At 56.8% G+C, this 26,232-nt stretch carries 18 protein-coding genes and 3 pseudogenes; 12 read left to right on the top strand and 9 right to left on the bottom strand.

The window, feature by feature from the left end:
• Nucleotides 1-698: 698 nt before the first annotated feature.
• Entirely contained in the window at nucleotides 699-1,091 is a 393-nt protein-coding gene (locus ACNJYB_RS05440; RefSeq protein WP_439373058.1) for an avidin/streptavidin family protein, read from the top strand.
• 859 nt (nucleotides 1,092-1,950) lie between these two features.
• On the opposite strand, the pseudogene ACNJYB_RS05435 reads toward ACNJYB_RS05440, so the two are convergent.
• The 5 genes and pseudogenes from ACNJYB_RS05435 to ACNJYB_RS05415 all read right to left on the bottom strand — a co-directional run bounded on the left by ACNJYB_RS05435 (nucleotide 1,951) and on the right by ACNJYB_RS05415 (nucleotide 7,637).
• Nucleotides 1,951-2,714 (bottom strand): annotated as a pseudogene (locus ACNJYB_RS05435) (class I SAM-dependent methyltransferase).
• Between the two features lie 387 nt (nucleotides 2,715-3,101).
• Nucleotides 3,102-4,316, bottom strand: a complete 1,215-nt coding sequence (locus tag ACNJYB_RS05430; RefSeq protein WP_439373057.1) for a tyrosine-type recombinase/integrase — start codon at nucleotides 4,314-4,316, stop codon at nucleotides 3,102-3,104.
• Between the two features lie 890 nt (nucleotides 4,317-5,206).
• Nucleotides 5,207-6,142 carry a S1/P1 nuclease gene (locus ACNJYB_RS05425; protein ID WP_439373056.1) on the bottom strand — a complete coding sequence of 312 codons (936 nt, stop codon included), beginning with the start codon at nucleotides 6,140-6,142 and terminating at the stop codon, nucleotides 5,207-5,209.
• Between the two features lie 52 nt (nucleotides 6,143-6,194).
• Nucleotides 6,195-6,779 (bottom strand): hypothetical protein, encoded by a 585-nt coding sequence (locus ACNJYB_RS05420; RefSeq protein WP_439373055.1) that lies wholly within the window; start codon nucleotides 6,777-6,779, stop codon nucleotides 6,195-6,197.
• A 558-nt stretch (nucleotides 6,780-7,337) separates the two neighbouring features.
• On the bottom strand, nucleotides 7,338-7,637 hold the full coding sequence (locus tag ACNJYB_RS05415) for a hypothetical protein (protein WP_439373054.1): 300 nt from the start codon (nucleotides 7,635-7,637) through the stop codon (nucleotides 7,338-7,340).
• Between ACNJYB_RS05415 and ACNJYB_RS05410 the strand changes: the two genes are divergently transcribed.
• The 3 genes from ACNJYB_RS05410 (at nucleotide 7,636) to ACNJYB_RS05400 (ending at nucleotide 11,089) form a co-directional block, all read left to right on the top strand.
• On the top strand, nucleotides 7,636-8,721 hold the full coding sequence (locus ACNJYB_RS05410; RefSeq protein ID WP_439373053.1) for a hypothetical protein: 1,086 nt from the start codon (nucleotides 7,636-7,638) through the stop codon (nucleotides 8,719-8,721). The two genes, ACNJYB_RS05415 and ACNJYB_RS05410, sit on opposite strands and share 2 nt — an antisense overlap.
• Before the next feature lie 11 nt (nucleotides 8,722-8,732).
• On the top strand, nucleotides 8,733-9,086 hold the full coding sequence (locus ACNJYB_RS05405; RefSeq protein ID WP_439373052.1) for a hypothetical protein: 354 nt from the start codon (nucleotides 8,733-8,735) through the stop codon (nucleotides 9,084-9,086).
• A 935-nt stretch (nucleotides 9,087-10,021) separates the two neighbouring features.
• Complete coding sequence (locus ACNJYB_RS05400; RefSeq protein ID WP_439373051.1) at nucleotides 10,022-11,089, top strand: hypothetical protein; 1,068 nt, start codon at nucleotides 10,022-10,024, stop codon at nucleotides 11,087-11,089.
• 121 nt (nucleotides 11,090-11,210) lie between these two features.
• Here the strand turns inward: ACNJYB_RS05400 and ACNJYB_RS05395 are convergent.
• From ACNJYB_RS05395 to istA, 4 genes and pseudogenes are all read right to left on the bottom strand, one after another.
• Nucleotides 11,211-11,395, bottom strand: a pseudogene (locus tag ACNJYB_RS05395) (Fic family protein); the annotation flags it as partial.
• A 905-nt stretch (nucleotides 11,396-12,300) separates the two neighbouring features.
• Nucleotides 12,301-13,533, bottom strand: a complete 1,233-nt coding sequence (locus tag ACNJYB_RS05390) for an O-antigen ligase family protein (protein ID WP_439373050.1) — start codon at nucleotides 13,531-13,533, stop codon at nucleotides 12,301-12,303.
• 262 nt (nucleotides 13,534-13,795) lie between these two features.
• Nucleotides 13,796-14,560, bottom strand: a complete 765-nt coding sequence (gene istB, locus ACNJYB_RS05385) for an IS21-like element helper ATPase IstB (protein ID WP_439375466.1) — start codon at nucleotides 14,558-14,560, stop codon at nucleotides 13,796-13,798.
• A gap of 2 nt (nucleotides 14,561-14,562) precedes the next feature.
• Nucleotides 14,563-16,294, bottom strand: a pseudogene (gene istA / locus ACNJYB_RS05380) (IS21 family transposase).
• A gap of 1,309 nt (nucleotides 16,295-17,603) precedes the next feature.
• Between istA and rfbB the strand changes: the two are divergent.
• From rfbB to ACNJYB_RS05340, 8 genes are all read left to right on the top strand, one after another.
• Nucleotides 17,604-18,647, top strand: a complete 1,044-nt coding sequence (gene rfbB / locus ACNJYB_RS05375; protein ID WP_439373049.1) for a dTDP-glucose 4,6-dehydratase — start codon at nucleotides 17,604-17,606, stop codon at nucleotides 18,645-18,647.
• Between the two features lie 7 nt (nucleotides 18,648-18,654).
• Entirely contained in the window at nucleotides 18,655-19,548 is an 894-nt protein-coding gene (gene rfbD / locus ACNJYB_RS05370) for a dTDP-4-dehydrorhamnose reductase (RefSeq protein WP_439373048.1), read from the top strand.
• Entirely contained in the window at nucleotides 19,545-20,417 is an 873-nt protein-coding gene (rfbA, locus tag ACNJYB_RS05365) for a glucose-1-phosphate thymidylyltransferase RfbA (RefSeq protein ID WP_439373047.1), read from the top strand. Before rfbD ends, rfbA begins: the two co-directional genes overlap by 4 nt.
• 38 nt (nucleotides 20,418-20,455) lie before the next feature.
• A complete protein-coding gene (locus ACNJYB_RS05360; protein WP_439373046.1) occupies nucleotides 20,456-22,405 on the top strand; it encodes a glycosyltransferase family 2 protein in 1,950 nt (649 codons plus the stop codon).
• A 172-nt stretch (nucleotides 22,406-22,577) separates the two neighbouring features.
• The gene (locus ACNJYB_RS05355; protein WP_439373045.1) at nucleotides 22,578-23,342 is read left to right on the top strand and encodes an ABC transporter permease; all 765 of its coding nucleotides are present in this window, start codon (nucleotides 22,578-22,580) and stop codon (nucleotides 23,340-23,342) included.
• Between the two features lie 3 nt (nucleotides 23,343-23,345).
• Nucleotides 23,346-24,128: an ABC transporter ATP-binding protein gene (locus tag ACNJYB_RS05350; protein ID WP_439373044.1), complete on the top strand. Its 783-nt coding sequence runs from the start codon at nucleotides 23,346-23,348 to the stop codon at nucleotides 24,126-24,128.
• Between the two features lie 387 nt (nucleotides 24,129-24,515).
• Nucleotides 24,516-24,716, top strand: coding sequence for a hypothetical protein (locus tag ACNJYB_RS05345; RefSeq protein ID WP_439373043.1), 201 nt, complete (start codon nucleotides 24,516-24,518; stop codon nucleotides 24,714-24,716).
• A 53-nt stretch (nucleotides 24,717-24,769) separates the two neighbouring features.
• A complete protein-coding gene (locus ACNJYB_RS05340) occupies nucleotides 24,770-25,774 on the top strand; it encodes a glycosyltransferase family 2 protein (RefSeq protein WP_439373042.1) in 1,005 nt (334 codons plus the stop codon).
• Nucleotides 25,775-26,232 lie beyond the last annotated feature (458 nt).

The raw sequence follows: 26,232 nt of genomic DNA, 5'->3' as shown, positions 1-26,232 counted from the left end.
GCAGGTCAAGAAGCAGGACGCGCTCACACGACGTTCGGAAACTGCCGATGTTGTCAGATAGCGCCTGGTGATAAGGTTAAGAAATAGTCGCCCAATCTTGGAGCAAGCGTCCCGGAACCGGGCGCTCCTGATAGATCGGCGCGCCGTCCAACGTCGACTCGAAAATCCCAGCTTCCTGGAACGGACCAAATAGCAGCCTTCCCGATCGCGATTTGAGTCGGCGACATATCGACTGTTTGTCGTCGCGACCGTTGTGATTCCCATTTAGGCAGGAAGACGTAGGCCTCCGAGGTGCCACTCGGTGTTTCTCAGCCATCTTCGGTGAAACGGAGTGAAAGCGGCCTCAGTCGACGGGGAACGAAGATGCATTTCGACAACTACTAGAACGGACTCCCTGGCGCAGATTCTCCACCCGAGATAGTTGCGGGCAATCGCTTGTGTTCTCGGCATCCCGCCGACGATGGTACTCATGGCAGCGCCTCACATCAGAATAAGCGAACATCCGATGGGCCGACCGATGCGAGAACCCAGGCGCTAGCCGGGCTAGACGCTCTCCGCCCTTGCCGCAATCCAGCGCGATCTCACGCGGATGCGCTTCATTTCGTTGTCGAAAACGAGAAAAGAGCCGCAAAGGTAACCTCGAGAAGCAACAAATTACATAATCTAAGTTGCTGATTAAGCACTCTGTTGGAGCTTCTATGAAGAGATTTCTGTCATTTTTGCTGCTCGCCCAAATCTTCTTTCTTTCCGGCGAGGCCATGGCGCAGGGGCTTCCTGCTCCGTCATACTGGAAGAATGAACGGGGTTCGGAACTGTTTGTTTGGTCCGCCAATGCCGGGGCAATCCAAGGGACTTTCACGAACCATGCTCAAGGATTTGCGTGCCAAGGCATTCCTTATCCTGCATCGGGAGCCGTTAGTCCAACCGGCTTGTATTTTGTTGTTACTTTTGCCCAGTGCAATTCCTTCACTCGTTGGGTTGGAAAAATCAACGGGTCTCGAATGCCGACGTCATGGACGCTCTTCTACGTCGATAAGAACGGTAAGCCTGGCAAGTTGAAGGGCGCCGATACATTCACGCGTGTATGGTAGTTTTCATTTTTCTCGCAAAGGTCGCGACCTTAGTTTTGAAACTCAATCTCGCAAGTTTGGCGTGGCTCTCTTTGAGCCGCGCAAGCCTGTTCGCAAAAACTCTGGGCTGTCTAAGAGACCGTCAAGTCCGGTGCACGACAGCCCGCAAGCCCTGCCGGAATGGCTCGGTCACAGCATCAAAATGCTCCTCCCAGATCCGAGGGACACTCTAAGCTTGCGTCCAAACTGCGGGACGGATCCGTGCATTAGCATCCCTTTCAGAGTCTTTTCGAAGCCAAGCGCGGGTTCAAGCAGGTGCTGCTAGCATTTGCGTCGTTCGTGTAGCCGCCTTGGGTTGGCCGATGTGAGTTTTCAGCTCTCGATACTAAAGATTCTCGCCGGTCACCCGGATGGTCGAGCAGTCTCGCTGTCCTGAAGGATTATCTTGCGGCGTTCTACACCAGCGTTCCGGAGGGGATGGTTCGTATGAAGCTGTTGGCAGAGCGGGCGCCAGATCTCGATATTTTCGGACAGAAGCTGGCAGCGTGAGAATCTGGCAGTGGATGATAACGGAAGAGGGCGAGGCCTTTCTTGGTTCGCTGGAACAGGCGGCCTTACTGGCCACTTAGGAGCGAGTGCGCGATGAAACGACTGAGAAGCCTCCCGCAAGTAAGCTTTCCATGCTCCCTGTGGCGCAGCAACGCCGCAGTGCCAGTCGCAGGCATCGCCGCCGAAGCAGTCGATGGTGCAAGGTCGGTCGGCCTAACCATTCTGCGAAGCTTGGTTCAGGACCATAGACTGAGTGAAAGCGACAGATGACTGCTGCTCAGTCCATAGTGACAATAGTCCTGAGGTGGTAGTCAACCGCGAGCCGCCCGAATCATGTAGCACGTGAGGCGCCACTCTTAACGCACTCCGCCTTTCGTGCCGAGACCAGGAGCATCATTGGCCGCTCTAGCTCTTCGGCCAGTTCGGGCGACTGCTCGATCTGTTCGCGCCTCGGGGCGAATTCCTCGACACGCCGTAACTCGAAGCCCACATCGATCAACGTGTTGAGCGTCGTGTGAGTGTCCGGTGGTACTTCAGCACGCCCTTGGCGAACCAATCCGTCCGGCGTTCGCCCTCGACCGAATAGCCATTGACAGGCCAGGTCATGCGTCCGTCTTCATCGGCGATCCAATGCGGATGCGCTGCCGCCATAAAAATCGGATGCTCGATCGTGAAGACCAGATTTCCTGCGAGAACCAGCGCGTTTTTGATCATGCGGGCAAAGCGCTCGAAATCTCGAATGTAATGAAACGTCAGGGAGCTGTAGACGAGGTCGAAAGCCGCCTCGGGCAGTTTCAGCATCTCGAGGTCTGCGATCCTGTATTCGATAGCCGGGTCCGAGGTATCGGCCTTGGCGCGCGCGATCATGTTCTGCGAGAGATCGAGACCGAGCACCGAGGCCGCCCCCTGGATTCTCATCCAGCGCGAAGCCCAGCCGAAGCCACAGCCCAGATCGGCAACGCGTTTGCCGGGCAGTTCGGGCAACATGGCCCGGATCGCCGGCCATTCCGGTGCGCCGTCCAGCCCGTGCACCTGTCGGGGCAATTGACTGTAGACCGCGAAGAAATCGGGATTGTCGTAGATGTTTTGTGCCATATTCATCTCCTCCATGAAGGGAGGATGAGGCAACGGTTCCAAGCCGAAAGAGCTTGTCCGCGAGGGGCGAGGTCAGGGTTGGCGATCCGCGTGTTCAGTTTGCGTGGTCGACATCCCGGCACCCCGCCTTGGGGATGCCGGCCAACCGGGCGACAATATGGATGTCCTTCTCAACCATGGCAATATCTCGGCGAATCCTCAGGCGGTGTCAAGCTCGCGGCATCGCCATGATGCTCTATCCGCACAGCGGGCCTCCGGCAGGGAGAATTCCGTCTTATGTCCTATCGTGATTCAGGTGTCTGATAAATTCTGGCTCACCAAGGCTCAGCACAAGCCTGTTGAGCCGAGCGGCAGGCGGACCAGCGCCTTACCTGATCCGGCGACCCATCAGCCGCATCTTCTGTTCGGGACTGTACGGACACTTTGAGAACGGCACTTTTTGTTGAGATCGGCAAAGCCATCGATCCGATCAGCCCAATGCTGCATCAGCTTAGTGCGCGAGCCGATCAATGCCAGAGGCCCGTGACGCCTGTAAATCGCCCTTACCGATTCACTTTCGAGATGCGCCAACTGTAATTCGATGACATCGCCGTCCCATGCCTTGGCGTCCTTGAACTCCTCATGATGGCAGAGGGTTGAGAACGTCGTGCGGAAGCCGTGGGCGCAATGTTCGGTCTTAGTATCGATGCCGAGCGCACGCAGCCGATGACAGAGCGTCGCGTTGGAAAGCGGGGCGTCTTTGGCACAAGCGAACACGTAGCGCCGATTACCGTTCACGTGTTGCACGCGTCGCAGGATTGCGAGGGCTTGGCGCGACAGCGGCACCACATGGTCCCATCCGGCTTTCATCTTCGCAGCCCGGATGATCCAGCGTTTGTTTTTCCAATCGACTTCCGTCCATTCCATATCGCTGATCATGCCGGGGCGAGGGATCGTCAATGCGTCGATCCGAAGGGCATCACCGACAACGTCCCCAAATCTTGCCTTCTCCCACCGCGGCATGATCAGCTTGAAAAGACGAGCCACATCCTGCGGCTCAGTGACGCCGGGCCGTGGTGTCGAGACGTTAACAGCGAGTTGCTTCTTGCAGGCACGGAACGGATTGTAACCATCGCCTTCGAGGTCCGCGTAGTCGCAGACTTGTTCGCCGATACTGTGGACCCGATCACGGGTCTCTAACCTGCCTTCAGCCTGCATCGCCCGAAAGAAGGCGAGCACGTCGGAGCGCTTGATGTCCCGCCGATAAAGGTTGCCGAAACGATTCTTCAGATAACCGGCCCATCTTTCGAGTAGCGCCATGGTTTCGGGACTGCGCAGGGTAACAACCCTGCCGCGCTTGATCTTCTCGGTCTTTTTCTCCGTAAGCCATTCATCGATCCACATGCTGAAGGGGCGCTCAGCCACATGGCGATTCCGTTCGAATTGCCGACAGATCGAGGGATCGACCGGCGGGTGGGCGAGCAGGACCTTTGCGGCGTCGGGTTTCTGGCGTGCCGTAACGAGTGAAGCGGTGCCGTGCTTTTCGTGGCCGTACGGCACGATCGAGTAGGTCTTCTCTCTGCCGTGAAAGCGATAGATCATCCCCCAGAGTTTGCGTGGCATCTACTTCGAATTTCCTTCTTGTTCGGAGCAAGTCGCTGAAAACGTTTGTTCATCCGATACGAACCTATGTCGGAAAGCCAGGAGTCAGCAGCGATCTACGCCGCGGCGCCTGTTTCAAGGATTTTTCACACCTCGCGAAAGGTGCCGACATCGCCCGAATAATGGTCTTTGTTACCCCTACGGGGATGCTCGGCGAGTCGTGCCGCCAAGATAGAAGGAACCGTTGGGAGGCCCACGTTCATTCGGCATTGTGCCTTATCCTGCCGTAATTACGAAAGTGATCTCGGCCGCTAGCTTATCGCTGCTGCGACGATCACCGAGACGCTTCAGCGGCGATGCAGCTTCAGTCGCCCTATCATCGCAGAGCGTCACGTGCCGAATTGTGGATGGTCAGTGCTGATGATCCGGCCCGATCAGGAGTGCGCCAAGGAGCGCATCGCCTCAACGGAAATGCACCCGGAGAGCGTGAGCATAGCGAGCCGAAGGGGCACGCGGGTCCGCGTGCAGCGACAAGACCGGTTAGCAGCGGCACCCGGGGAGGAGTTCCTGAGTGTTTGCGCGAGGGATCGAAGCCGAATGGGCCGAGACGCAAAGCGGCTCGGTTCACGAGAGCCCGATGCGGCGGAAGCCGCACGCGCGCAAGCGGAATTTCCTGAGCGCATCCGCAATCGCGACATCGCGTTGTGCATGCTGGAGCCGCATTTCCAGAGAAGACGGGACTGGTCCTCCATCGGATACGAACTGGAAGACTTCAAAATCCCGCGTGAGCGTGCAGCCCAAGTCGTCATAGGGGTGAACCCTTCGATCAGTCAGACGCGCTGTACAGTCGCTGCTGCATGGCCTGAGCATGGTTTTCCTGGTCTTTATCGTGAGCATGGTTTTCCTGGTCTTTATCGCAAGGCTTCGTTGAGCACTCCTGCTAATCTAGCTGCGGCAAGCGCCGCCTGAGAGCGTGCCACGTTGCGCGCGTTGGTTTCGTAGTCGCGCGTAAGGGAAACAGCGGCGGCCCCGCTTCCAACAGGAGCCGCATATGCGTACGTCTTCGCGAGTTCGAAGCTCTCGGCTGCCCAACGATCGGGATCAAGCACGGTTTCGGCTCCGGCAGGGACGGAGACCGATCCAAGCCCTGCCCTGTCATCCGCATCGAACATGGCTCCGAATACGGACGAATACCCGCCGAAGATCCGGTCCCAGTACGCGTGCAACGCGATCGTCTCGCCGCTCGCAGGTATCACCAATTCAGAATTGCCGCCGCGATCACCGTGAGGCAATTCTGCAGTGTACCGGGCGACTGCATGAAGCGGCTGATGAAGGTCTCCGACGAGGTGAAGCAGCCACACAAGATCGTATGAACGAAGCTGATCCGATGCTCCGGAGGCGGCCGGCAGAGCGGCGATCATGACCTTCGCTTGTTTTGCCGCATCGACGGGATCGGAAGAGGGCAGCCGTGTGCCGTCTGGCGAGAACTGGATATCCTTGTAGTGCCAATGGGCGTGCTTCAGCTTGTCGTATGCCACGTTCTGTGCAGCGGTCGCATCCGTAATGCGATCCTCCTGGTAGTCCGCTTTGGTCTTGATGTCGTCGGCCCAGGTTGCTGCGTGTACGAAAGCATAAGCGCCTCGTGAGGCTTCATCCGGTGCGTTGCATATCCAATTTGCATAGTCAGGATTGAGTTTCAGAAGGCCATCGAGCTTGTCTTTGATCGCCGGATCCAACCGCTTGTAGGCCAGGTAAGCGATCTGCATGTGACCTTCGTCCCACCAAGCGGAGGCGCTGGAGGGCACAAGGGTGAGAAGGCAGAGAAGAATGCCCACAGCTTTCTTCACGATGAACTCCACAGTTTCACAGCAGAATGGCTCAAAAGGAGGCGAGCCGGCTTCAAGTTACAGGTTCTTTGACAAAAGATCGGCTAGGCGACGGCGAGGCGCGCTTCGCCGGCGACCGGCTGATCGCTGACCTCGAACGTGTCGGCCGTTCTGATCTGCTCACCGAAATCGAGACGCTCGATCTCGGTAACGTCGAGCCGCCGTTGAGAGACGTCGACGAAAGCTGGTTGAGTGACCCATCCTTGCCCATCTCACGATCGAATGTGATTTGCGTCGCAAGCGCGGCATTCTCGTCCGCGACGACATGCTGATGCGTTATGAAAAGATCGGGACTGATCAGAAAACCGGTGCACGCGGTCCATTTGCCGCCATTCGACGATTCGACAAATGCAACTGCGCGCCGCGCGGTCGCGCCGGCTGGCAGAAGCCAGGACACCTGCATGTCATCCGGCCCCTGCACCGCCTCAGCGCATTTCGGCATCGTCTGCCGAGCGGTGCGAGCGGTATACATAGCCATACGAATACGATCGGGTTCGTCGTCGCACCAGCGCTTGTCCTCGACGAGCTTACGCACACGATCGCGGTCTTCGCGTGAGTCCTGAACTAGCTGCCGAAATCGCGACTGATCAATTTCCATGCCCCGCACAGCCCGCCTTAAAGCACAGCATCTCTTCCGTTCACCATTCCGGCTCTGTGCGGAACGTACACCCCGCTGACCCGTCATCGGGGCGACACAGATCAGCAGCTTACGGCTGCTTATTCCGTGCAGATGCCCACCGTTCTTCAAAGATGAATTCGCCGACGCTAGCTCAAAACGACTCCGAAATGCTGCCGGCAGTCGGCCTTCGTTCTGATCAATATACATACAATCTTTGATTGTTATACTACAAATGTATCCGCAGTCGTCAAGCGACGCATTGCGCAGAGACATTTCGCGACTGAGCAGATGATTTCCGCGGCGATCAAATGCTTGACGCGCAACGCGCTCGGCGCAGCAAAGATGCACGAAGAGGCCAATGAGGTTGCAATCGCGCGTAAGATGGCCCGGATCCGATGAAATGCTTCACCACATACTTCATATAATGCTCTTCAGCACGAAAACATGTGACAATTTCCTCAACACATGGGGCTTCGGCCAAGCCAGACAATGGTGACGATCGACTTGATCTTGAAGGATTGCGTGTGTAGAGCCCCGTCAGCCGCACAAGCCTGCAATCTCGTCCTCGGTCACATCGAGGACGAGCCTGTTCAGGATTGCAAGGTCCAGGCCTTCGTTCTTCAGCGCGAAGGTGACCCAGCCATCGTCTCGCCCACGGGATCCCGGTGCGATTGGACCGTTGACTGCACGTACGGCTTTAGCGTCACGTAAGAAATTGCCGAAACTGACCAACGTGCATCGGGAAACGGTCAACCGCTTGTCACTTTTCAACTTTAAGTAACCGCACATTTGTGCATAAATAGCGCAGGGGAAATAATTGCGGGGGAAGGGCGCCATGAGAGTTTTCTCTTTTTGGGCGAAACGTAGTTTATTATTGGCGAACATATTTTTGATTGTGTTTTTCCTAGGTGGATGCGCCATTCATCCGCTGCCCGAGGACGTTGTTCACGTCCGGACCTACGATATCGCAAGGCAAATCCGGTGTGAGACTCGACAGGCGGTCATCGACGTTCTGTTCGCGTATCTCACGACACCGGACAACATGCGCCATGATAATCTCGACCAACACTCACTTGAAGTTGGTCTCAAGGCGAAAGAGGCCTACGACTCAGATAGGGACTCGATTACTCGATTTAATCCCGACAAGCTGACCGGCTTTGCGCACACTGTGGTTGGCCTGCTTTATAAGACCGGCATCGCCTACAATTACGACTTACTCGGACTTGAAACGAACAATATAGACCCAACAATAAATCTTCTCCGGCCGTTACCCATCACTTCCAAGGTGTCGCTCGGTGTGACCGGGAATTTCGATAGGCAACGGCAAAACGAGCGGTCGTTCACGATTACCGACAATTTTGGCAGCCTGCTTATGAGCGTGCATGAGGATTACTGCACGGGGCGCCTTGCTGCGGAAAACTACATATATCCAATTGCCGGACGAGTCGGAGTTGATCGAGTGGTGAAAGACTTCATGTTGCTCACGTTGTTCGCTAACCTGAGGGGCCTCAACAAGGACTTAGGAAAGATAACTACCGTGGCGGGCCCGCCTACGATGGTCGATCAGCTACAATTCCAAACCACGATCGGAACGACGGCAACCCCTAAAATAACCTTCATCCCGCTAGGCAGTGGGTTTGGTTTCGCTGACGCTAGCTTGGGGCTTACGGTCTCGCGTAAGGACACTCACCAACTCACAGTTGGCCTCTTCCTTGACAAGGATGCGGCGAAGGAAATCGACGCCGACCGCAAGGCCATTTTTGATCGTCCGAGAGTTGGCGAAACAGCCGTCGCGGGCAGGACTGTCTTTCGCAACCTCCTGACAGCATCTGGCGGTAGAGCTGAGCAGGGCGCGGCACTGGCCGTCGAGCAATTCCTGGCGCAGAAGATTTTCAAGCCCACCATCGTCGTTAATCAATGAGGAGAATTGAAATGGCTAAAAAGGGCAGGAAGACGGCTCCAAAACGTAAAACGGGGCGTCCGGCGCCGAAGCCTAGCGGGCGCCCTGCGAAGGTAGCGAAGAAGGCATCACGCCCCGGCGGCTCGCACGTCAGCTTCGGAGTTCACGGCATGAAGGAGATAATGAAGAAGATAAAAGACGCGGGCCTTGAGAGCGAATTAAATCAAACCCTGGACGCCGACGATCTGTTTGTGAAAGTACAACGAAAGAGCCTGACGAAGATAAAGGACTTCATCAACTCGAAGGAAGAACTCAGCAATCTCTCGGAGGAAACAAGAAGGTGTGACTGCCCTCCAGATGATCCGTATTGCATCTATCTGGGTTAGTGAAGCCATTCGCGTCGCTTGTGCGAGAACGACTAATCGCGGCTTGAGAAACCTGACACAGTGAACATATCGACAGCCTTCCTCAGAGGGAGGCACGCGGTAGATCCTAAACCGCGATCGCGACGGCGCACTCGCGGGCGTCCACGCGGTCGTAGATTCGACGATCCTGACGCGAGTGCTGCCAACAGTCCTCCCCGAAGACGGCAACGTAGCGCCGCGCAGCCGGGGACCACCGTTGGCACATGTTTATTGGCGCGTTCGATGTTCAATCTATGACGCCCGATTTCGTTCGAGAAAGGATTGGAGTCGGCCTTGTGCGGACTCCTCGGCCCGTTCCTCGAACTCGGCGTCGGACCGAAAAGCATGAAGGTGCGAGCGGCCGAGAAAGGCTTCCGCCTGCGCCTAGTCTGAGCAAACGTTGTTCGTCGGATGAAGCGGCATGGAGTAGGAGGCGCCAGGACTGATCAGAAAGGTGTCGTCGACGGCAACAGTCAACCGAACTTTGGCCGCCCTTGAACGCAACAACAGGAATGGCTGCCGTCGGTCAGGCGAGACGTCATTCGGAAATTGTCGATAGGGCTTTTCAAGTACGACCCAATTGAGATCGCACTTGATCCGCTTGATGAGGCGATCCTGCGCGCGCGATTTGTTGCATCGGCCTTAGCCAAGCTTCGTCTCGCTTTGTAGGCTGCGTGTAGTCTCCCTGCCCGGTGGTCGCGCACAGCGCCAAAGGACGGCCGAATGAAATTGGCTTGGCGAGGCGGAGGCGCGCAAAAAATGCGTTTTCATAAGATAAACGAAGAGAAGCTGCGCTCAGCGCGCGGACAAGGCCGCAAACGGCCTTCACGCTGATGCAGCATTAGTACTGTACGTTTATTAGACCCAGCGCGCCACTTGGAAGCTGGGCGTCATTGCTTTTTAAATGGAGATTCACAATGCGAACTTGGCTTTTGGCCACCTCAATGCTGCTGGCCTGCTCGCCACACACGTTTGCCGAAAGTATCTTCGTCGACCGCGCGGCAGTTATGACGCGCGATGCGTCTGATCTGGAAGTTGTCGCTCCTCCGGAGGTGCCGAAAGAAATCGCCGACGCGATTAAGGCCGCACCAAAGATTAGGTCTGTCATTCCCATCACAAAGTCGGAGACGTTTACCCAGCAGGTCATCAAGGCCGATGAAATTGTGTTCGACAAGGACGCACATCTGGTCTTGGCGAATTTCTCTTACCCGTGGGTCGCGATCGCCACTAAGACTCTTAAGTTCCGGGACGCTTCAGCTTATTCGTTCATCGAGCGCGACATGAGTAAATCCGCTGCAAATAACGGAAATGTCGGTGCGGTGGGACAGAAAGGTCAAGATGATTTCGGTGAGACGAACCGACGCGGCAATAATGGTCATCCGGGACAACCGGGAGGACCAGGCTCAGACGGATTGTCGATCACACTTCCTACAATCTATGTGATTGCGGAGAAGCTCCTGGATGACAAAGGAAAGGAGATCCCGCCTGGCATTCTGAATCTCGCCGTTCTTGTGCGCGGAATTGATGGCGGCGTAGGCGGGCAAGGTGGTCGGGGTGGCGATGGCGGCCATGCGGGGAACGGAAAGGAAGGCGCAACTGGTCCGTTTGATTGCCATGAAGGGCCCGGTCCTGGAGGTACCGGTGGGACTGCAGGCCAAGGAGGGCATGGAGGCAACGGCGGTGCCGGTGGCGCCGGTGCGACACTCGTATTCGTATCGCTGAAGCGGGGAGCTGATACGTTCAGCTACTCCCGCGTCAACAACCAAGGCGGCTTGGGCGGGGCTGGCGGTCGCGGTGGAGCGCCGGGCACTCCTGGCGGCGGCGGCTCAGGCGCGGGAAGAAATGGCTGGTGCGGTCCCTCGGGCCCTGGCTCGCCAGGAGACTACCCCAACCCGGTAAATCTCGGTGGCGGCACAAACGGACCCGATGGCAGTAAGGGCGAGATGTTTGTCATCGCTGTCAAGAATCTCGATCCCTATTTCTGAGATGCAATAGGACGACGCGCGCCTTAGGCGCGTCAAATTTTTGACTCACGAAGCGGGGCCGCCTGCGCGGCCCGGCTTGCTGCCTTGACGATCATGCGGCCAGCGACGACTGCCCGCCCCGCTGCAATATCCGCACAACCTCGAGCGCTGCCCGTCCCGCCTCACCAATGACTCTGCCCCACCGCTGGATGCGATCCTGCGAGGTCTCTCGCCTTCGATGACGTAGCTGGACTTTGAGTCCTTCAGAAGAAGGAAGGCGGCAGTTCGCGCGAGCAGATCTTTCGGAACCTGGCTCACCACGACACGGTCGCAGATCAGAATAACTTTTCGGCCTGAGGGAGACCGCGCGAACCAAATTCACGGCCGGTATCGTTTTTCAGGAACTGAGCCCATGCAGACAGACTTTTCAGGACCCGTGAATGTTTTTCGTGACCGACGACTACCCGAGATGGCCACCCCGGCCGGCTATACGGCGCTGCTTGACGCCTACGGATTGGCCGTCCCGGTGCCCGTATCCTTTCCGCCATTGGGACAAAGCACCGGATCATCGAGCAAGGGGGATGGCGCATCCTTACGCCACGCCATGCGCCGGACGCTAGCGCCCCTGTCCGGGGCTCTCGGTCCAGCGCCTGCTCAGTGATGAGATACGGTCTTCGGCGCAAATGTCGCCCCTTTTGGAAAGCACCTCGGTTCCTTGCAAACAACTGAGCTCGGCGAGCGGGATCCTCTCGGGCTCCTTAGTCCAATTTCAGCTTGGCGCGACAAACGGATCCTGCCTTCTCAACGGCGCCGACCGCGTCGACGATCAGGCTGCCGACTGTCGGTCCTTTTACGCTTTCAAGCACCCGCACGCTTTCTGATTCGAAGCCTTCTTGCACGATTACGTGAACATCTCTTCCATCGGCACTCCAAGCGAATACTGCTCGCGCTTCTCTTTCTTCTCTTCGTGCAGGTCGCCTTTGAGAGCTTGACGGGCCTCAGCATGGCCAATTGAAGGAGATCGCATTCGGCGGGCCTTGATCGCGACGCGTACGAAGGGCGCAAATCCTCAGCGTAAACTGGAGTTGAGGGCTGAGCGCAATTGACCGATGGTCATCTGACGATGCGTGCCGCCAAAGCATTTTGAAGGGAACGCGTTCGCGCCGAGCGTCCTCGAAAGTTGAGATCCTTGGACGTGGCCCGGATGGGATAGCTTTTGCCTTACTCACAACTTAGAGCGAACCAGGCCCGATGGCAGAATTCAAAAGGGCCGGCTTACGGCCTTCAATCCGCAACACTTCCCCGCCTGCAATCCCAACCACCAATACGTAAAGCCAGCCCTCGTAGGCGTCCATCAGGTGCGAATTGAAAATCGAGCTTGCAATATTCTGCACTGTCGCAAGCATTCCGATCCAGGCAACCAGGGCCCTGCTGCAGAACAGCCGTACGTGCGCTATCCACATTGCCCAGACAACGAGGATCCCAACGCTGCCCCATTGCACCGCGGCCGCAAGCGTCTGATTGTGAGGATTGCTCACAACTAGCGCCGATATTCCGGTTCGCCCAATCGATTCTTGACCGAAGAGGCGTCGAATCGAGCCAGTCCCATGGCCCAGGACCGGTGCTCGTTCAATGAACTGAAACGACTTGCGCCAAAATTCAAGCCTTTCAGCTGCTGAAGGCTCTTTCTCTCCAATCTGGGCATCTGGCTGGAATGCGGCCACTTCTATGAAAATCGTGGAGACTTTTCGTTGGAGATTGGGAGATGTTTGCCACAACGCCCCGCATAAGATGCAGACTCCGATGAATCCCACCAACGCAGTTCTTTGGCTTGAGTAACGTATTGTCAGGAGGACCAACATTATCGGCAAATAGAAGAACGCCGTTCGGGCGACATTGATAAAGGCAAGGTTAGCAAAAAATAGGAAGCTGACCACACCCAGCGCCGCAACCAAATGATGCTTCTGCTGAGACGCAGCCTCGAATGCAAGGCCTGCCAAAGCCACAGCAACAAGCGAAAACCCTTGGCTTTGGTCAATGTAATTTCTCACGGGAACGCCGAACCCACCTACCCTTTGAACGATCGCCAATTCCGGCATTGCCGATGCAACGAACGAGTAGACCAGCAGAATCATGTTCGACCCTACGAAGGTCACGAACATCCATTTCGCCCGCGGACTGGATTGGAAATGGAACAACAGGAGCGGGAGCAGCAGTAGCTTGGTCATTTTTCCGAGAGCGTTGAGCCGCTCCGGCCATGGTACTCCGTTGGCGCAGGTCACCCCTATCGCCGCTAGCAATACGAGCGCGAGCGGCAGAGCCCCGGCTGGATGACTGATAGTAGCGAGCATCCGCTCGGTGCGGATCGTTGTGAAAATGCCAAAGAAGAGTACGATTCCAAGTATGCTGGTTAGGCTCGTCGACCAAGGTAGCCCGGCCACGAGCGCAAGCACGACGATGTCCACATTCCGGAGTCTCAGACTGTCCGCACGGCCTACCTCTGGACCGCTCCACGTTGTGCAGGCGAGCGACGCTTCGGTCACGAATCGTCGAGAATAAAGTAGAACCGCTGACATTATCTGCATATTGAGTACCCGTATCCCATTGCGGCCGCCTACGATCGCGCTGAGGCTTATGAAGCGGATCGATCGCCCCGGACGGTCACTTCAAATTCCCCCACTTGTGGTCGCGCAAACTCCCCCACCTGTGGAGCAGGACAAGAGGGTATTAGGTTGACTCCGTTTTGCGTGCAAGGGCTTCGGCGGCTTCCTTGAGGCGGTAGCTGCGACCGTCGAACTCGAGCAGATGGCAATGATGCATCAGACGGTCGAGGATCGTCGTGCTCATGGTGTTGTCTCGGAGATAAGCGCCCCAGTCCTGCACGACACGATTGGACGTGACGATGACGCTGCGGTGCAATTTATAGCGTTGATGGATCAGCGTCTGCAGCAAGGCGCCAGCTTCGTCGGGGATGGTGCGGGCGAGGAACAGGTCGTCAAGCACGAGCAGATCGCAGTCAAAGATGCTCCGCAGTCGAGCTTCGCGCTGAGCGGCGGGGCTGAGGGCGTAACGGTTGAAGAAGTCGTCGGCCTCGAGATACTGGACCTTGTGGCCTTGCAGGATGGCTTGGTAGGCGACCGCCTTGGCCACGTGCGATTTCCCGGTGCCAGGTTTGCCGATCAGCAATGCGTTTTCGCCAGCGGCGACAAACTTCAGCGTGTACAGCTGGAAGCAGGCCTGGCGCGGCAGTTTTGGATTGAAGGACCAGTCGAACTCAGCGAGCGTGAGCTTCTCTTCAAGCCCGGATTGCTGGTAGCGCCGCTCGATAAGACGGGACTGACGACGATCCAGTTCGTCCTGCAGGATTAGGGAGAAGGTTTCCAGGAACGGCTGGTTGGTGCCCTGGGCCTGCAGGACACGGGTCTCGAGCGTGTCGCGTACGCCCGACAGACGCAGTTGTCGCAGGCAGCGATCGATTTCCGGCAAGGTCATGGTCATCTTGGGCGATCTCCTGTGGAGGTTGAGTGGCAGTGTTGATCGGCATTCGAGGTCGGCGTCTCGGTGGTAGCGCTCGCGTCGTCGGAGCCGGCCGGGGTTGCGGAGACGACGCGAGCGCGGTTTGGTGCGGGCTGATCACCCGCACGGTTCTGGGTTCCGAGGCGAAAGAGTTCGCCGTATTCGGCTACGGGACGGATCAGTGCATGATCCTGCGTCAGAGACAGCGAGAGTTGTGGTGCTCGATCGAGACGATCGAGCGCCTGCTCGAACAGGCGCTCGACGATGGCGCGCACCTGTTTGTAGCGATGGATGTGATTACGCACCGCGTGATCGCAGGCCTGCTCGACGAGCCGGGCGGGATACTTCTTCGCAAGTCCGACAATGCCCCACATCGCGCGTTGTCCGAGGCGGCCTTCGGTGTCGAACAGGTGCTGACAGAGCGCTTTCGCCTGCGGTCCGATGTCGCCGGCGCTTGCCAGCAGGAAGGCGGTCTGACGAGATGGATTGAACGGGCGCTCGTTGTGCGGCAGTTTGAGCGAACCCGGCGTGTGGCGCGGGCATGAACGCGCAGCAGCGCCTGGGTGCTGCGGTCGCGGATCTCGATCGTGGTCTCGTAAAGGCGTACCACGACCTGGCTGCCAATCGGCGCAGGGCGCGCGGCATAGTCGCTGTGATCCACGCGCACGGTGGTGTCGTCGTAGACGGTACGCACGAGCTCGGAGAAGTAGCGGAAGCCGGTCGCGGGCAATGGCCGCAGATGCGGCTTCTCCTCCTGGAACATGGCCTCGACCTGACGCTTTGTGCTGCCATGGATGCGTTTGGAAGCCCAGTTCGTCTCCCAGTGCTCCAGAAAGCCGTTCTGAGCCTCGAGTGACTCGAAGCGCCGCCCGGCGAGCGCGGTGCCCTGGGTGTGCTGGATCGCGTTCTCCACGGTCCCCTTGCGGTTCGGGTCCCGCACCCGTGCCGGATCGGCGACGACGCCGTAATGCGCGAGCACCGCGCCGTAGAGCCGATTGAGCTCGGGCTCGTACAGGTCCGGCGTGATGACGCCTTCCTTGAGATTATCGAGCACGACATAGCCGACGGCGCCGCCGAAATACCGGAAAGCCTCTTCGTGGAGCTGTGCCCAGATCTGCTGGCTCGACTTCCAGACCACCCGCCGGAAGCTGCGCCGCGAGTAGCGCAGGGTCATCACGAACAGGCGCGGCCGGCGGTAACGACCGCTCTTCGGATCTCGGGTCAGCGCGCCTTCGCCGTAATCGACCTGGGCTTCCTCGCCGGGGGCAAACTCGAGACGGTCAAACTGTTTGGGATCGATGTGGCGCAAGGCACGCACGAAGCGCTTGACACTCTCGTAGCTGGCAGTGAAGCCGAACTGATCCACCAGATCCTGATAGATCGCCTGCGCATTGCGCTTCAGACGGGCCTGCTGCTCGATCCATTCCCGATGCGGTTCACAGGCTGAGCGGGCGAAATCAAACGTCTTGGCGGCCACCGTCGCTCCGATAGCCGGCGGTCGCGGAGGTGGGGGCGTTTGGCCTTCGGAGGCCTCAGAGCCGGCGGTCACCCCGGGGGAATTTGCCTCCGCCGCTCGCTGGGACACGAATATCGCCTGGTAGCGCCGGATCGTCTTGCGGTCGATCCCCGTCAGCCGCTGGATCTCTCGTTGGCTCGTCGCTCAAGTAACGTAAATACAGTGCTTTGCAGATGCGGCTTCAAGACGTTCAACTCCCCGTCCCCTCTTCCTTAAAAGGGGGCGAAAATAAACGTCCTGCTACGCGCTTTGCGGCCGATCAGCCGCCCAGCGAGGTGGAATCAGGTGGGGGAGTTTGAGGTGACCACACCCGGGGGAATTTGACTGACCGTCAGGGTCGATCGCCACGTCGTAATCTGTTCGACCCTGTTTCTTTGGAAGGAAAGCGCTGAAAAAGGGGTTTCAATTTCATCACCGCCGAATTCCGACCAGCTGTTCCAAACGTTTCCAGGCAGAATACACTCAGAAAAAGTGAGGCTCTTTCTGTGTCGATCACGCGCGGAAGATGATCCAGTGTGGTTTCGTGACGCCGACTCTACGAGGCCTTCGTTGTCCTTGCCCGCCCTATCCTCGAGCCGAGCCAGCGCGATGCAAACGGCGAAGCCCTTCTTGCGAGAGCGAGCAGGTGGTGTCATTCTCGGGTCAATGCTTCCAGCTGCTTGCTGCTGCCAATCGCTCAACGGATTTACCCTCGATCGGCGCAGCGAGCCAGACGCTAGTTTGGACGCCCAGCGAGGCACATAGCAGTGGAATAATCTCCGCGCGCGTCCCATTTGGGATGGCATCCACCTGCCGCGTTTCCTCTCGCGAAGAGCGTAAGCTCAACCAGCTCAGAAAACTCGCCCGTTGAACATCAGTCACCTTGTGAGCCCGAGGGGCGCGCGTCGCGTACGCGGAGCCGCCTGCGCAACAATGAGGGGCCCTTCAACAAGCAGGCGCCTTTTGCATCGAGCGGCCTTATTCGAGTCCATTTCAAGCGAACGCGCGCTGCAGTGATATTGGCCTGCCCACCATTGATAGTCTTACTGGCAAGAGGCGCTGTTCCATGTGATACGCGGCAGAGGAGCAACCCAGATGATGGCCAAATGCCACGAAAGGCGTACTCGGCTAACATTACGCCGTTCAGGATCGTGGCGCGTTTGAGGCGAGCCTACATCGCGTAGAACTTGGGTCGAGCAAAATCGTACACTTCACCTCGGCTGGCGAACTGTTGCCGTAGGCCGAGCAGCCGATCCTCGGCGAAGGCTGCGCGACAATAAAAGAACCCGCCTATCTCAAATGGGACTGGCGTTCCCTTAAAGCTTCCCGCATCGGTACAGAAATCGATACCGACGGCCGGGATATGCAAGGTAACCGACGAACTATTCACATCAATGCGACCGCGCAATCGCTCGAGTTGATCCCGCATTCGAGGTCGATTGCAGGATGCCGTGGAGCGATTGGACAAGGGCAACCAAGACGAGCTGCCGCCCGCCTTTCAGCTGCCGAAGCTTGAGCAATTGAATGCGTATTCTCGTATCAGGTGGTGCCGGTTTCATCGGGTCGGCGGTTTGCCGTCATTTCGTTTTAGAGCTCGGCTACGAAGTGGTCGTGGTGGACAAGCTCACCTATGCGGGGAACTTGGCATCATTAGCACCCATTGCCGCCAATCCGCGCTATCATTTTGAGCAGCGGGACATCTGCGATGTCGAGGCCGTCGACGCCCTATTTGCAAAATATCGCCCCGCTGGCGTGATGCACTTGGCCGCTGAGAGCCACGTTGATCGGTCGATTTCAGGGTCAGATGTCTTCGTGCAGACCAATGTGGTCGGCACCTTCGCCTTGCTCGAAGCTGCCCGGCGGTACTTCTCGTCTCAAAAAGTGTCAGATTTCCGTTTTGTCCACGTATCGACTGATGAAGTCTATGGTTCACTCGGAGAGCACGGGCTGTTCACTGAAGCTACGCCATACGATCCAAGATCTCCTTATTCTGCAACCAAGGCCGCATCTGATCATCTCGCGAAGGCCTGGCATCACACGTATGGCTTGCCGGTGGTCGTTTCCAATTGTTCGAACAACTACGGCCCTTATCACTTCCCGGAAAAGCTCATCCCGTTGATGATCCTCAATGCTCTGAATCGCCAGCCGCTTTCCGTATACGGGACCGGCTCGAATGTTCGCGATTGGCTCCATGTCGAAGACCATGCGCGCGCGCTGGGACTCATTTTGAAGCGCGGACGCCCAGGCCAGACGTACAACATAGGCGGAAGAAATGAACGCCGGAACATCGATGTGGTGCGCCAGGTTTGCTCGTGGTTGGACCTATTGCGGCCAACTGATCAGTCGCATCACGAGCTCATCCAGTTCGTGCCGGACCGGCCGGGTCACGACCGCCGCTATGCTATCGACGCCTCAAAAATCGAAAATGAGTTGGGTTGGCAGGCCAAAGAAACGTTTGAGACCGGACTCGCGAAGACGGTTCGTTGGTACTTGTCAAACCAACATTGGTGGCAACCTCTAAGAGAGAAGATATATGCCGGCGAGCGCCTCGGTCTCGTAAGAGAATGAGGACAACGTGCGCCTCTACGTTATCGGGACGAAGGGACAAGTATCAAGGTCCCTCAGAGAGTTGGCTGCGTTCGAGAGCGACTTGGTCATTGGTTTTGCGGCCCGGCCAGAGCTCGATCTCACGCGGCCTGAATCCGTGACCAGTGCAATTATGTCGTTCAGGCCGGATATCGTGATTAATCCAGCTGCCTACACAGCTGTTGATCGGGCGGAGACCGAATCCGATTTAGCCTATGCCATAAATCGCGACGCGGCCGGCGAAGTCGCGAAAGCGGCAGACAAAGTTGGTGCGAGTATCGTTCATCTCTCAACTGATTACGTTTTCGACGGTAAAAAGCCGGGACCTTACGTAGAGACGGACCAACCGAATCCGCAAGGAGTTTATGGACGCTCCAAACTGGAGGGCGAGCTTGCGGTCGCCGCCGCCAATCCACGCCACGTGATTTTGCGGACGTCTTGGGTTTATGCGCCGTTCGGGCACAATTTCCTTCGCACGATGCTGAGGTTAAGCGCTGAACGAGAGTGCGTTCGTGTGGTGGACGATCAACGGGGCTGCCCGACCTATGCACCCGACATCGCCGCTTCGATCGTCTCAATGGCCAGAAGATTGAGATATTGGCAGCAGCAATATTGCGGGATCACCCACCTCGCCGGATTGGAAGCTATGACCTGGCATGAATTTGCCAGTCTGATTTTTAGCGAAAGCGCGAGACGAGCGGGTCCCTCGGCCGCAGTCGAAGCCACCTCGTCCGCCGAATATCCGACCGCGGTCGTACGGCCTGCCAATTCACATCTGTCAACTGAAAGGTTGCGCTCACTTTTCGAGATCAGCTTGCCACCGACACCATCATCCATCTCGGCCTGCTTGGATCGCATTTCGCATGAGGAGAAAGGACTATGAAGGGAATCATCCTTGCCGGGGGGAACGGTACACGCCTCTATCCAATGACGGCAGTGACCTCCAAGCAGCTTCTGCCGGTCTACGACAAGCCGATGATCTACTACCCACTTACAACCCTGATGCTCGCAGGCATTCGAGACATCTTGATTATAGCGGCGCCCCACGATCTTCCGTTGTTCCAGTCCCTTCTTGGAGATGGCGCTCAATGGGGGATGTCATTGTCTTATATGCCGCAGCCAAAGCCCGAGGGACTGGCGCAAGCCTTTGTTATTGGTGCGACGTTTGTGGAAGGGCACAACTCAGCTCTTATCCTGGGCGATAATATTTTCTTTGGGCACGGGCTTCCTGCGCTGCTTGCGAACGCACGTGCGCGCACGAACGGCGCCACCGTGTTCGCCTATCAGGTCTCAGATCCTGAGCGGTACGGCGTCATCACGTTCAATGAGAGCGGTAAGGCCGATTCCCTTGAGGAGAAGCCAAGACAGCCAAAATCAAACTTTGCCGTAACGGGGCTTTATTTTTACGATCCGCAGGTTGTCCATCTGGCAGCCGGTATACGGCCGTCAGCTAGAGGCGAGCTGGAGATCACCGATCTGAACAGGGCTTACCTCGACCGGGAGCAGCTTGCTGTCGAGCGCATGAGTCGCGGCTTCACCTGGCTTGACGCCGGAACGCCCGACAGCCTGCTTACTGCCGCAGAGTTTGTTTCCGTGCTTGAGCGACGTCAGGGATTCAGAATTGCTTGCCCAGAGGAGATTGCCTTCGGACAGGGGTTCATTGATCGCGACCAACTGATCCGGCTTGCCGGAACATTGGGGAAAGGCGACTACGCGCGATACATCGTTGGCCTTGCCGATAGCCACAGCTGACATTGGAGCAATGGGTCACATAGGGAGCCTGCAAGAAAGTGTTCCACAAACTCGCTTCAAATGAATACGTCGACTATTTGAAGTCGCGCGCGCGTCGCTTACCGAACTGGATGCGCTCGCCGCTCAAACGTCTATTCATGGCTACGAACCAACTGCAAAATCGGCAGTACCAGAGCTGGGTGCAACAATATGACACGTTGACCCCCTCGGATGTTGACGCAATCCGCCGCCATGTAAACCTCTTACGATACAAGCCCCTCTTGTCCGTCGTTATGCCGGTTTATAACCCGCCGACCTGGGCTCTTCGTGCGGCAATTGAAAGCATTCGCGAACAATTGTATCCTAACTGGGAGCTTTGCATTGCCGACGATGCATCGCCGGATCGGCATGTACAAGCCTTGCTGGAAGAGTCCACGAGAGATCCTCGAATCAAACTGGTCAGGCGAGCCGTTAACGGCAACATTTCGGCGGCCTCCAATTCTGCGTTATCGCTCGTTCAAGGCGAGTTCGTCGCCTTGATGGATCACGACGACGTACTGGCTTCGCACGCCCTTTATGAAGTTGTCGTGGCCCTCAATGACCGCTCCGATCTCGACATCATATACAGCGATGAGGATCAGATCGATCGGCAAGGTCGCCGTCAGACCCCCTATTTTAAGACAGACTGGAACAAAGAGTTGTTCCTCGGCCATAACCTCATTAGTCATTTGGGAGTCTATCGGCGCTCTCTCCTGGAGAGCGTCGGCGGATTCCGATTGGGCTTTGAGGGCAGTCAGGACTACGATCTCGCGCTTCGATGTATTGAATCTAGCTCACGCGATCGAATTCACCACATTCCAACTGTCCTTTATCACTGGCGCCGCGAGTTTGGAGCGAGCTCGTTCTCCGAAGCAAGATCTGCGCGGTGTGCTGAAGCGGCTCGACGGGCCATCGACGAGCACCTGCAGAGAGGCCATGAGAACGCCGTCGCGCAATCACATCCCGTTTTGCCGCACTGGGTACGTGTTCGCCGAACGCCTCCAAGAAAGTCGCCGAGCGTGACACTCATCGTCCCAACGCTCGCCGGAACAAACTCGCCTGTTGCTTGTGCAAGAGGCCTCCTTGAGCAGACCGACTATCCCAATGTCGAGTTTGTTGTGGTCGATCACGAAAGCCAATCCACGGAGCGCCAACCGTTCCTTCAGGGGCTCGGTGACGATCTCCGCGTTCGTACCCTGACGCATAGGGGGGCGTTCAACTATTCTGCAATGATCAATATGGCGGCCCGGCAGGCAAACGGAGCAATACTCGGTTTGTTAAGTGATGATATTGAGGTCATCAATCCGGGCTGGCTTTCCGAGATGGTCTCATGGGCCGTTCGAGACGACGTGGGTGCGGTTGGGGCAAAGCTGGTCTATTCGGATGGTCGAGTTCGACATGGTGGGTTGGCGCTCGGCTTGCCTGGTATTGCCAATCCGTTCAATTATCGATTGCGCCGAAGCGCGGCCGGGTATTTCGGTCGGAATGCGCTGGTTTCCGAAGTCTCCGCCGTAACTGGAGCCTGTCTTCTTGTACGCAGATCGGTGTTCGAACAGGTCGGTGGATTGGATGAAATCAACCTGCCCGTTACCTTCAGCGACGTTGACTTTTGTTTGAAACTCAGACGCCGCGGGTACCGAAACATCTGGACCCCGCATGCGGAGCTCTACCATCATCAATCCAGGCGCGATAACTCCGACGCGCACGAAGACAATTCGAAAGATTCGCGAGGCGAGGCTGCCTATATGCTTAAAACATGGAACCTGGAGCTATCGCGTGATCCCTTTCACAACGACAATCTCGCCACTGACGCGACAATCTCCTTTGAACTTGCGTTTCCTCCGCGACGCAGGAAGCCGTGGCAAGAACAATTAGCGGCACGAGATGATCATCCGGTGATTGGGCAGCCCGTTCGCAAAGAGGCTCAGGTTCAAGCGGGCATAACATCCGGGTCCACCCCCGCGAGCTGACTGCATGATCGATGCAACCGACTTCAGACCTAAAGTCTGTGCAATCGTGAGACAACCTGAGTCCGCCGCGAAGTAACCGAGCAAACCGATGCATCCATTGTCCGTTGATCAAAGCCAGTTCGACGTCCGCCTCCCGGCAACCACTACCGCCCGAGGCTTCAAGAGTGCCCGCTTGGACCTCCTGGATGGCCTAACTCATTGGAGGCTTTGGGGGTCTTTGGGCTGGAACGAGATTGTCCAGCGGTATCGGCGCTCCGTTCTCGGCCCGTTTTGGCTGACCGCCAGCATGGGCGTCATGGTCCTCGCTTTGGGCGTGGTATATGCGGAGCTCTTTCAGCAGGAAGTCGACAAATTTATTCCGTTTTTCTGTTCCGGCATGTTGGTCTGGACGTTGATGGCGAGCTATTTGACTGAGAGCGGGACGCTGTTCACCGGCTCTGAGTGCTACATCAAGCAAATTAGCTTGCCCTTCTCGGTCTATGTTTTTCGTTTCAACTGGACCAAGCTGATCATTTTTGCGCACAATTTCGTCGTGTATTTCGGCGTCATTATCTATTTCAGAATTTGGCCCGGATCAGTTGCCCTTTTAGCGATCGTTGGCCTCTTGGCCATTATCGTGAATGGGATCTTTGCAAGCCTGACAATTGGAATGGTCTCCGCGAGATTTCGCGACATTCCGCAAGTCATCAATTCGGTCGTCCAAATTCTGTTCTTTCTTACACCGATCTTTTGGCGGCCGGACTCACTGAGGGGGCACGCCTTTATCACCCGATACAATCCATTTTTTCATCTGCTGCAGGTGGCGCGCGCCCCGCTCCTGGGAGAGATGCCATCAACAGAGAACTACTGCGCGGTAGGATTGATCACGGCCCTCAATATCGGCGTCTCATTCTACCTGCTTTCGCGGTTCCGCGGCCGAATCGCGTATTGGATTTAAAGGATGGTTACATCAGCCTTTGACAAGACGCCTCTGCTTGCGTTTCAGGATGTCAGCGTTTCCTTTCCTATCTACCAAACAGGTTCGCGCTCTCTCAAAAAGCATATCTTGTTTCGCGGCACCGGCGGCCAGCTTGCGACAGATGCCAGTCATCGGATCGTCGTTGAGGCGCTCAGAAACGTCTCTTTCCAGTTGACCGCTGGTGATCGCGTAGCTCTCATCGGAAGTAATGGGGCCGGCAAGACAACCTTGCTTCGAACAATGGCCGGAGTCTACCAACCGACAAGCGGGAACGTAACGTCCTGTGGCCGAATTTCACCTCTGTTTGATATCGCTCTGGGAATCGATGCTGACTTGAGCGGATATGACAATATCCGGCTGCGTGGCATGCTGCTTGGGCTAAGCGCGAGGCAGATAGAAACGCACATGGCGGACATCGGTGATTTTACAGGGCTCGGTGACTATCTGAGCATCCCGGTACGAACCTATTCGTCGGGCATGATGACGCGATTGACGTTCGCCGTGGCAACCTGTTTCTCGCCAGAAATCCTATTGATGGACGAGTGGATCATGGCTGGTGATGCAGCTTTTCTTGCCAAAGCGCAGCAACGTGTAGCTGCCTTCGTTGAACGAGCCAGCATCCTGGTGCTTGCTTCTCATAGCTTCGAAATTTGTCGGCAGTGGTGTACGAAAGCCATCTGGATGGAGCGCGGTCAAATCCAGATGTTTGGTGAAATTGGGGCTGTGTTACAAGCATACTCGGAGATCTCCGTCGGCGGTCCTTGATGCTTGCTAGGGTCTGTTCGGGGCTGAGCTTAAGGCAGTGCTGAATTCCAAGCAGGTTATTTGCAAGGCGCTTAAGCTTCAAGATGGCACCAATCCGAGCAGAGACGCCGCGCGTCGGGATGGGTATCTGATTGAGAAACTCTGCCGATGCCAAGCAGAGCCGCAAGCCGATCCCTTCAAAGGGATCGTGAAGCTCGTCCTCGATGGGAGAAGGTGCGTTCAAGAATGACGCTGACGGTGACGCGTTTGGCCGCGGTAAAGAGCCCGGAAGGCTCGCGTTCTTCACTCGCCGCCCGTAGGCCGGATCGTCGACGCAGATGCGTTGTGGATCAGCTGCCAGGTGTAGGCTTGCGCGGCCGCGACGAAATCTGACACCGGAATAATTTGATGCAGATCAGCGACCAGCATATCGCCGCAAAGGAGATCGATGCGCGGCGCGGCATGCGCCGGCGCCCAGATGGCGCGGTCGGGGTGGTCTGCTTGCTTATGTGGGACTTACGTATCTGCATCGATTCGGGAGCGATGATCTGTATTGGTTTGCTTCAGCACAGACTCGTCGCCAACTTGTTCGATACCGGATTGCGATAGATTCAACTTTAGATTAGATCCCCTTCACTGCAGACTGACAACTAGGAGTTCCCATGGGCGCGTCCGATGATCTCTCGATTGTGGCTATTATTCCGATGTACAATGGCGCCACGTTCATCAAAGAATCCGTCGCGAGCGTGCTGGCCCAGACCCTTCCCCCGAGCGAAGTTCTGGTTGTGGACGACGGCTCAACCGATGATGGAGCGGCCATCGTCGCGAGCCTGGCGATGGTACATGCGAAGATCCGGCTGCTTCGCAAGCCGAACGGCGGCCAATCGTCTGCTCGAAATTTTGGCATCTCCCACTCCAAAAGCCGTCTGATTGCCCTGCTTGATCAGGATGATGTCTGGCATCCTCATCACCTCGAGAAACTGTCCAAGCCATTCCAGAAGAAGCGCGGAATCCCGCTTGGCTGGGTCTACAGCAACCTTGATGAAATCGATGAAAGCGGTGGAATGGTCACAAAGCGCTATTTGGATAGGGTGCCCGCTCAACACCCGAAACAAAGCATTATCGAGTGCCTGGCCAGGGACATGTTCATCCTGCCATCAGCCTCACTCATCTCGCGCCGAGCATTCGAGGCCGTCGGCGGATTCGATGAAAGGCTATCCGGTTATGAGGACGATGACCTATTTCTGCGGCTGTTTCGCGCTGGATACGATCACGTCTATCTTGACGAACCTCTTTCGAAATGGCGCATTTATCCAGGCTCGACATCGTATAGCCCACGCATGGCGAGGTCCCGTATGATTTACGCATCGAAGCTTGCGAAGACCTTTCCCGACAATCCTCGTCAGAATCGGTATTTCGTCCGTGACCTGATCGCACCGCGGTTCTACGCAAACCTGCACGGCGAATACGTAACGGCTGTTCGCCGCGGTGACCGCGAGGCAATGAACCGCGTCCTTACCGACATTGGAGCAATCCTGCCGCACTTGAGTAAGCGACATGCTTTGATGTTTCGTTCGATGGGCACTTTGCTGCGCGATCCAACAATCGGCTACGTGGGTGTTGGTATCAGGCATCTAACGGGACTGATCCGGGCTCGTCTGTCGTGAAGGAGGCGCGCTGATCCACAAAGCAGCGAAGACAGTCTCTGAGCAGACCCCACGGGTTGATGATCTGATCAAACGGGGAGACTATCTATTGCTCGGGTCCGGCACATTTAAACCAGAAGGGCCATGCGCGAAGACCTCGAAAACTATCCCCGTCAGTCGATTCAATATATGAACATTTTTCAATCGCAGTGGCGCGTCGCTTTCGAGGATAGGACTTCCGCTGCATAGTTCAGGAATGGTCTTTCGCTGGACTATAAGGAATGGCCTCAGCCGCGCAGCCGAAAGTCGCGACCCTGACGGCCGACAGCCTGCTGGGTGCTGCCAATCCGGCAACCTGTATGCATCGTCGTCGGTCAGAAATATATCCAAGCATGGTGGTCGTCCTGTGCAACGCGCTGGTTCGTGGAAGAAGCCGGGACGGGGCCCGGTTGGTGGCGTCGATATACCGATAGAACGCG

This window comes from Bradyrhizobium sp. SMVTL-02 (assembly GCF_051853005.1).
In the GTDB taxonomy this organism is placed as follows: Bacteria; Pseudomonadota; Alphaproteobacteria; order Rhizobiales; family Xanthobacteraceae; genus Bradyrhizobium.
This window is presented reverse-complemented; position numbering and strand designations above follow the sequence as displayed.

Coding starts and splice junctions, on each gene's coding strand:
- ACNJYB_RS05440 (WP_439373058.1), top strand. CDS start 699: ATGAAGAGATTTCTGTCATTTTTGCTGCTCGCCCAAATCTTCTTTCTT.
- ACNJYB_RS05430 (WP_439373057.1), bottom strand. CDS start 4,316: ATGCCACGCAAACTCTGGGGGATGATCTATCGCTTTCACGGCAGAGAG.
- ACNJYB_RS05420 (WP_439373055.1), bottom strand. CDS start 6,779: ATGGAAATTGATCAGTCGCGATTTCGGCAGCTAGTTCAGGACTCACGC.
- ACNJYB_RS05410 (WP_439373053.1), top strand. CDS start 7,636: ATGAGAGTTTTCTCTTTTTGGGCGAAACGTAGTTTATTATTGGCGAAC.
- ACNJYB_RS05415 (WP_439373054.1), bottom strand. CDS start 7,637: ATGGCGCCCTTCCCCCGCAATTATTTCCCCTGCGCTATTTATGCACAA.
- ACNJYB_RS05405 (WP_439373052.1), top strand. CDS start 8,733: ATGGCTAAAAAGGGCAGGAAGACGGCTCCAAAACGTAAAACGGGGCGT.
- ACNJYB_RS05400 (WP_439373051.1), top strand. CDS start 10,022: ATGCGAACTTGGCTTTTGGCCACCTCAATGCTGCTGGCCTGCTCGCCA.
- istB (WP_439375466.1), bottom strand. CDS start 14,560: ATGACCTTGCCGGAAATCGATCGCTGCCTGCGACAACTGCGTCTGTCG.
- rfbB (WP_439373049.1), top strand. CDS start 17,604: ATGCGTATTCTCGTATCAGGTGGTGCCGGTTTCATCGGGTCGGCGGTT.
- rfbA (WP_439373047.1), top strand. CDS start 19,545: ATGAAGGGAATCATCCTTGCCGGGGGGAACGGTACACGCCTCTATCCA.
- ACNJYB_RS05350 (WP_439373044.1), top strand. CDS start 23,346: ATGGTTACATCAGCCTTTGACAAGACGCCTCTGCTTGCGTTTCAGGAT.
- ACNJYB_RS05345 (WP_439373043.1), top strand. CDS start 24,516: ATGCAGATCAGCGACCAGCATATCGCCGCAAAGGAGATCGATGCGCGG.
- ACNJYB_RS05340 (WP_439373042.1), top strand. CDS start 24,770: ATGGGCGCGTCCGATGATCTCTCGATTGTGGCTATTATTCCGATGTAC.